4 protein-coding genes are annotated in these 7,596 nt (G+C 42.8%); all 4 read left to right on the forward strand.

Annotation, left to right across the window (positions count from 1 at the left end; all coding sequences use genetic code 11):
• Positions 1-58: 58 nt before the first annotated feature.
• The 4 genes from rpoC (at position 59) to fusA (ending at position 7,513) form a co-directional block, all read left to right on the forward strand.
• A complete protein-coding gene (rpoC, locus tag GQR39_RS12510; RefSeq protein WP_007580130.1) occupies positions 59-4,234 on the forward strand; it encodes a DNA-directed RNA polymerase subunit beta' in 4,176 nt (1,391 codons plus the stop codon).
• Positions 4,235-4,428: 194 nt separating this feature from the next.
• Complete coding sequence (gene rpsL / locus GQR39_RS12515; RefSeq protein WP_008165517.1) at positions 4,429-4,803, forward strand: 30S ribosomal protein S12; 375 nt, start codon at positions 4,429-4,431, stop codon at positions 4,801-4,803.
• A 97-nt stretch (positions 4,804-4,900) separates the two neighbouring features.
• On the forward strand, positions 4,901-5,371 hold the full coding sequence (rpsG, locus tag GQR39_RS12520; RefSeq protein WP_010555004.1) for a 30S ribosomal protein S7: 471 nt from the start codon (positions 4,901-4,903) through the stop codon (positions 5,369-5,371).
• A 27-nt stretch (positions 5,372-5,398) separates the two neighbouring features.
• On the forward strand, positions 5,399-7,513 hold the full coding sequence (fusA, locus tag GQR39_RS12525; RefSeq protein WP_007580132.1) for an elongation factor G: 2,115 nt from the start codon (positions 5,399-5,401) through the stop codon (positions 7,511-7,513).
• Positions 7,514-7,596 lie beyond the last annotated feature (83 nt).

The raw sequence follows: 7,596 nt of genomic DNA on the forward strand, positions 1-7,596 counted from the left end.
ATAGAATGTAGGGACGAGATTATCCGTCCTCAAGATTAACTCCGACAGGAGAGCTAAGGTGAAAGACTTACTTAAGTTTCTGAAGCAACAAAATAAGACCGAAGAATTCGATGCAATTCGCATTGGTCTTGCTTCACCAGACATGGTTCGTTCATGGTCATACGGTGAAGTAAAGAAACCTGAGACTATTAACTACCGTACTTTCAAGCCTGAGCGCGATGGCTTATTCTGTGCCCGTATTTTCGGCCCAGTGAAAGATTATGAGTGTTTATGTGGTAAATATAAACGCCTTAAACACCGTGGTGTGATCTGTGAAAAGTGTGGCGTTGAAGTAACACTCACTAAAGTGCGACGCGATCGTATGGGTCATATCGACCTTGCGAGCCCAGTTGCACATATATGGTTTTTAAAATCATTACCGTCACGTATTGGCTTAATGCTAGATATGACGCTTCGTGATATTGAACGTGTTCTTTACTTCGAATCATTCGTAGTAACTGAACCTGGTATGACAACGCTTGAGCGTGGTCAGTTATTAGGTGAAGAAGAATACTTAGATTCACTAGAAGAGCACGGTGATGAGTTTGAAGCTAAGATGGGTGCTGAAGCAGTTTTAGACTTGCTTCGTGAACTTGATCTTGCTCAATTAATTGCTGAGATGCGTGAAGAGTTACCAACAATTAACTCTGAAACTAAGCGTAAAAAAATCACTAAACGTCTTAAGTTAATGGAATCGTTCCACCAATCAGGTAATAACCCTGAGTGGATGATCATGACAGTACTTCCAGTATTGCCACCTGATCTACGCCCATTAGTACCATTAGACGGTGGTCGTTTTGCGACATCTGATCTAAATGACCTTTACCGTCGTGTTATTAACCGTAATAACCGTCTTAAGCGTCTACTAGATTTAGCAGCACCAGACATTATTGTACGTAACGAAAAACGTATGTTACAAGAAGCGGTAGATGCGCTACTTGATAACGGTCGTCGTGGTCGTGCAATTACAGGTTCTAACAAACGTCCTCTTAAATCTCTTGCTGATATGATCAAGGGTAAGCAAGGTCGTTTCCGTCAGAACTTACTTGGTAAGCGTGTAGATTATTCAGGCCGTTCTGTAATCACAGTTGGTCCTACACTTAAGCTTCACCAATGTGGTCTTCCTAAGAAGATGGCACTAGAGCTATTCAAACCATTCATCTATGGCAAATTAGAACGTCGCGGCATGGCTACGACAATCAAAGCTGCTAAGAAGATGGTTGAACGTGAAGTTCCGGAAGTATGGGATGTACTTGACGAAGTAATTCGTGAACATCCAGTATTACTTAACCGTGCACCAACACTTCACCGTTTGGGTATCCAAGCGTTTGAGCCTGTGCTTATCGAAGGTAAAGCGATTCATTTGCATCCATTAGTATGTGCGGCTTACAACGCCGATTTCGATGGTGACCAAATGGCGGTACACGTACCGTTAACAATCGAAGCGCAGCTTGAAGCTCGTGCATTGATGATGTCAACAAACAACATTCTATCTCCTGCGAATGGTGAGCCAATCATCGTTCCTTCACAGGATGTTGTATTGGGTCTTTATTACATGACTCGTGACCGCATTAACGCTAAAGGCGAAGGCGCGATATTTAAAGATCCAAAAGAAGCAGAAAAAGCATACCGCAGTGGCAATGCAGACCTTCACGCAATTGTGAAAGTACGTATTAGCCAATCAGTTAAAAACGAAGACGGCGTAGTAGAAGATACTATTACTGTTATCGATACAACTGTTGGTCGTGCGATTCTGTCTCTAATTTTACCTAAAGGCATGCCGTTTGCGTCAATCAACCAGCCGCTAGGTAAAAAGCAGATTTCTGGCTTATTGAATGAGTGTTACCGTCGTCTAGGTCTTAAAGATACAGTTATCTTTGCTGACCAAGTTATGTACACCGGTTTCCATTATGCAATGAAGTCAGGTGTTTCTATCGGTATTGATGACTTAGTTATCCCACCGGTTAAAGCACAGATAATTGAATCAGCTGAAGCTGAAGTTACTGAAATCAACCAACAATTCCAATCAGGTCTTGTAACGGCTGGTGAAAAGTACAACAAAGTTATCGATATCTGGTCACGTGTAAACGAAAACTTATCACGTGAGATGATGTCTAACTTGTCGAAAGACACAGTTATCAATGCACAAGGTGAAGAAGTAGAGCAACCGTCATTTAACTCAGTGTTTATGATGGCCGACTCAGGTGCTCGTGGTAGTGCTGCACAGATTCGTCAGTTGGCGGGTATGCGTGGTCTAATGGCACGTCCAGATGGTTCAATCATCGAGACTCCAATCACAGCTAACTTCCGTGAAGGTCTAAACGTACTTCAGTACTTCATCTCAACGCATGGTGCGCGTAAAGGTCTTGCCGATACAGCACTTAAAACAGCAAACTCGGGTTACCTAACGCGTCGTCTAGTAGACGTTGCACAAGATTTGGTAATCAATGAAGATGACTGTGGCACAGAAGATGGCTTAACAATGAAACCGCTTATTGAAGGTGGTGATGTTGTAGAAGCACTTCGTGAACGTGTTCTAGGTCGTGTTGTTGCTGAAGATATTGTGATTCCAGGTACTAATACAGTGCTTGTTGAACGTAATATCATGCTAGACGAAAAACTGTGTGATCTTTTAGAAGAGCATTCAGTAGATGAAGTTCGTGTACGTTCTGTTATCACTTGTGATAATGACTTTGGTGTTTGTGCTAACTGTTACGGTCGTGACCTAGCACGTGGTCATATCATCAACGCTGGTGAATCAGTGGGTGTTATCGCGGCACAGTCAATCGGTGAGCCGGGTACACAGTTAACAATGCGTACCTTCCACATCGGTGGTGCGGCATCTAGAGCGTCTGCAGAAAATAATGTACAAGTTAAAACTAACGGTACATTAAAACTTCATAACTCTAAGTACGTATTAAACACAGACGGTAAGATTGTTATTACCTCTCGTTCTACGGAAATTACTATCATTGATAGTCATGGTCGTGAGAAAGAGCGTTATAAAGTACCTTACGGTGCGGTATTAACAGTGCAAGACAATGCTGAAGTTTTAGGTAACGATATCGTTGCTACTTGGGACCCGCATAGTCACCCAATCGTTCTTGAGCATAAATCAAAAGTATCGTTCAGCGATATCGATGATTCAAATACTGAAGCACAGACTGATGAGCTAACTGGTTTAACCCGTGTAGTTGTAAAAGATCTTGCTAAAGTAAATACGAAAGAACCAAAGCTTATCATCGAAAGTGAAGAGCGCGGTCTGCAAGAAACACGTCTTCCTTCATTCACGACGATTGAAGTTATTGACGGCGTTACAGCAAACCCAGGTGACGTGTTAGCACGTATTCCGCAAGAAGGTTCGAAAACTCGTGATATCACGGGTGGTCTACCACGCGTAGCCGACTTATTTGAAGCTCGTAAGCCAAAAGAACCAGCTATATTAGCTGAAGTAACTGGTACAATTAGCTTCGGTAAAGAGACTAAAGGTAAGAAACGTTTAGTTATTACTCCAGCTGAAGGTGATCATTACGAAGAGATGATTCCTAAATGGCGTCAACTTAACGTGTTTGAAGGTGAGCAAGTGTCTAAAGGTGAAGTTATCGCCGATGGTCCTGAATCACCGCATGACATCTTGCGCCTACGTGGTGTGACTCATGTTGCTAACTATATCGTTAACGAAGTGCAAGAGGTTTACCGTTTGCAAGGCGTTAAGATCAATGACAAGCACATTGAAACAATTATCCGTCAAATGTTACGTAAATGTACCATTATGCACGGCGGTGATACTGACTTCTTAGCCGGTGAACAAATCGAAGTGGCGCGCGTTAATATCGCAAACCGTGACCTTGAAAAACAAGGTAAGATACCAGCTAAGTTTGAAATCCAGTTAATGGGTATCACAAAAGCATCACTAGCAACAGAATCTTTCATCTCTGCAGCGTCTTTCCAAGAGACAACACGTGTTCTTACAGATGCGGCAGTGAATGGTAAGAGCGATGAGCTTCGCGGTCTTAAAGAAAACGTAATTGTGGGTCGTTTGATCCCAGCCGGTACCGGTTTTGCGTATCATCAAGAACGTATGGCTCGCCGTAAACAAAGCAAAGTAGTAGTAGAAGAGCAAACAGTAAGTGCAGAAGAGGCAACTCAAGCACTTACAGACGCTCTAAATGCTGATTTGTCTGGAAATCAATAAACTGTTCTTAATCAATAGATTAAGTAATCGCAAGGCAGTTATATGCTGTCTTGCGGTTAGTTTAGGTTGACAGGTTAAACTTTGCTCATTAAAATTCCGCCACCCATTTACTTGTGTGCTTAATGCAGGCTCGTAAATAAAGGGCGGATTTTTTATTTTTTTCAGTAGTAATTTTAATTTCAGGAGCTATTTAAATGGCAACTATTAACCAGCTAGTGCGTAAGCCACGCCGTAGCAAGGTTACGAAAAGTAACTCAGCTGCACTAAAAGCGTGTCCGCAAAAGCGCGGTGTATGTACTCGCGTATATACAACTACACCTAAGAAACCAAACTCGGCGTTACGTAAAGTAGCACGTGTACGTTTAACTAACGGTTTCGAAGTAACTTCATACATTGGCGGTGAAGGTCATAACCTTCAAGAGCATAGTGTAATCCTAATCCGTGGTGGTCGTGTTAAAGATTTACCAGGTGTGCGTTTTCACACTGTTCGTGGTGCACTTGACTGTGCAGGCGTTAGCGATCGTCGTCAAGCTCGTTCTAAATACGGTACAAAACGCCCTAAAGGCTAATTGTATTCCGTTAGTAAGGCCAAGCACTAAATATATATAATTATTGTTTTGGGTGATTGACTCGAAAGAGCAAACCTGAATAAACCGGAGATACAAAATGCCTAGAAGACGCGTAATCGGTCAACGTAAAATTCTTCCAGATCCTAAGTTCGGATCGGAACTTCTTGCTAAATTCGTTAACATCGTGATGTTAGACGGCAAGAAATCTACTGCTGAAAAAATTGTTTATGGTGCGCTAGACGTGGCTGCTGAGAAATCAGGCAAGTCGCACCTAGAAATCTTTGAAACTGCACTTGATAACATCCGCCCACAGGTAGAAGTTAAATCTCGCCGTGTTGGTGGTTCAACTTATCAAGTACCAGTTGAAGTACGTCCAGTTCGTCGTAACGCATTAGGTATGCGTTGGTTAGTAGACGCTGCACGTAAGCGTGGCGAAAAATCTATGGGCTTACGTTTAGCTCAAGAAATCGTTGACGCTTCTGATAATAAAGGCACTGCGGTTAAGAAACGTGAAGACGTTCACCGTATGGCTGAAGCGAATAAAGCATTCGCTCATTACCGTTGGTAATCTGTCTTTAACCTTTAAGAGGATCATATGGCACGTACAACTCCACTTGAGCGCTATCGTAATATAGGTATTGTCGCTCACGTAGATGCAGGCAAAACCACCACAACAGAACGTGTTCTGTTCTACACGGGTCTTTCTCATAAGATCGGTGAAGTACATGATGGCGCTGCAACTATGGATTGGATGGAGCAGGAACAAGAGCGTGGAATCACAATCACTTCTGCTGCAACAACGTGTTTTTGGAAAGGGATGGACGCTCAATTTGACGCCCATCGTATCAATATTATTGATACTCCAGGACACGTAGATTTCACTATCGAAGTAGAGCGTTCTTTACGCGTATTAGATGGTGCGGTAGTTGTTCTTTGTGCTTCATCTGGTGTACAGCCGCAAACTGAGACAGTTTGGCGTCAAGCGAACAAATACGAAGTTCCGAGAATGATCTTCGTAAATAAAATGGATCGCACGGGCGCTGACTTCTTAGCTGTGGTTAGCCAGGTGAAATCTCGTCTTGGAGCAACGCCTGTTCCAATTCAGTTGCCTGTAGGCGCTGAGGACGACTTTAAAGGTGTTATTGATCTTATAAAAATGAAAGTGATTAACTGGAACGAAGCGGACCAGGGTATGACTTTCTCTTATGAGGCAATACCGGCAGAACTTCTGGAATTGGCTGAAGAATGGCGCTCTCACTTAGTTGAAAGCGCTGCTGAAGCAACAGAAGAACTAATGGATAAATACTTAGAAGGTGAAGAGTTAAGTGAAGCAGAAATTAAAAATGCTTTACGCCAACGAACATTAGCTAATGAGATTGTTCCAGTTACTTGTGGTAGCGCATTTAAAAACAAAGGTGTTCAAGCTGTGCTTGATTGCGTTGTTGAATATATGCCTTCACCAGAGCAAGTGAAACAAATCCAAGGTATCCTAGAAAATGGTACTGAGGAAGAACGTCCAGCTAATGATAAAGCGCCGTTTGCTGCACTCGCTTTTAAGATTGCAACAGACCCGTTTGTTGGAACCTTGACCTTTTTCCGTGTTTACTCTGGTACTGTTAAACAGGGTGACACGGTATATAATCCAGTAAAAAGTAAGCGTGAGCGACTTGGCCGTATCGTACAGATGCATTCAAACTCTCGTGAAGAGATCAAAGAAGTTTTCGCAGGCGACATCGCGGCAGCTATTGGTCTTAAAGACGTAACAACAGGTGAAACACTGTGTGATCCGAATTCTATTATTACGCTTGAGCGTATGGAATTCCCTGAACCAGTAATCTCTATTGCGGTTGAGCCTCGCACTATAGCTGACCAAGATAAGATGGGTATCGCGCTGGGTAAACTAGCTGCTGAAGACCCTTCTTTTCGAGTACAAACTGACGAAGAATCAGGCCAGGTTATAATCTCTGGCATGGGTGAACTTCACCTAGATATCATCGTCGACCGTATGAAACGTGAATTCAGTGTTGAATGTAACGTTGGTAAGCCGCAGGTCTCATACCGAGAAGCTATTCGTTCAACTGTTAAGGTTGAAGGGAAGTTTATACGTCAGTCAGGTGGTCGTGGTCAATATGGTCACGTTTGGATTAAACTTGAACCGATGGATATTACGGATGATGAGTCACCAATTTACGAGTTCGTTAACGAAACCGTAGGTGGTTCTGTTCCTAAAGAGTTCGTCCCTGCGGTAGACAAAGGTATCCAAGAGCAAATGTCTCAAGGTGTACTGGCAGGCTACCCATTACTTGGCGTTAAAGCGACTTTATATGATGGTTCATTCCATGATGTAGATTCGAATGAAATGGCATTTAAAATAGCAGGTTCACTGGCAATGAGAGATGGGGCGCTTAAAGCTAACCCTGTACTACTAGAGCCAGTAATGAAGGTTGAAGTACTCACTCCTGATTCAAATATGGGTGATGTAGTTGGCGACTTAAACCGTCGCCGCGGCATAATCGAAGGCATGGAAGATGCATTAGGTGGACTTAAGCAAATTAATGCGCAGGTTCCTCTTTCTGAAATGTTTGGTTATGCGACTGCTTTACGATCTGCAACACAGGGCCGTGCCTCATACTCTATGGAGTTTGTGAAGTACGCTGAAGCCTCTAAAAACGTTGCAGATACAATAATTTCAGCTCGCGCTGTTATATAATTTTAGCTTGTCTGGCTCAATAGTGAGTCAGGCTTTAATTTCTTTATTAGGAATTTTTTAAGATGGCAAAAGAAAAGTTTGAA

Origin of the sequence: Pseudoalteromonas sp. C8, assembly GCF_011378685.1 — a bacterium.
GTDB lineage: Bacteria > Pseudomonadota > Gammaproteobacteria > Enterobacterales > Alteromonadaceae > Pseudoalteromonas > Pseudoalteromonas arctica.

What these genes read in the sequence shown, in the direction of transcription:
- rpsL (WP_008165517.1), top strand. Translation starts at nt 4,429, where the DNA reads ATGGCAACTATTAACCAGCTAGTGCGTAAGCCACGCCGTAGCAAGGTT.
- rpsG (WP_010555004.1), top strand. Translation starts at nt 4,901, where the DNA reads ATGCCTAGAAGACGCGTAATCGGTCAACGTAAAATTCTTCCAGATCCT.
- fusA (WP_007580132.1), top strand. Translation starts at nt 5,399, where the DNA reads ATGGCACGTACAACTCCACTTGAGCGCTATCGTAATATAGGTATTGTC.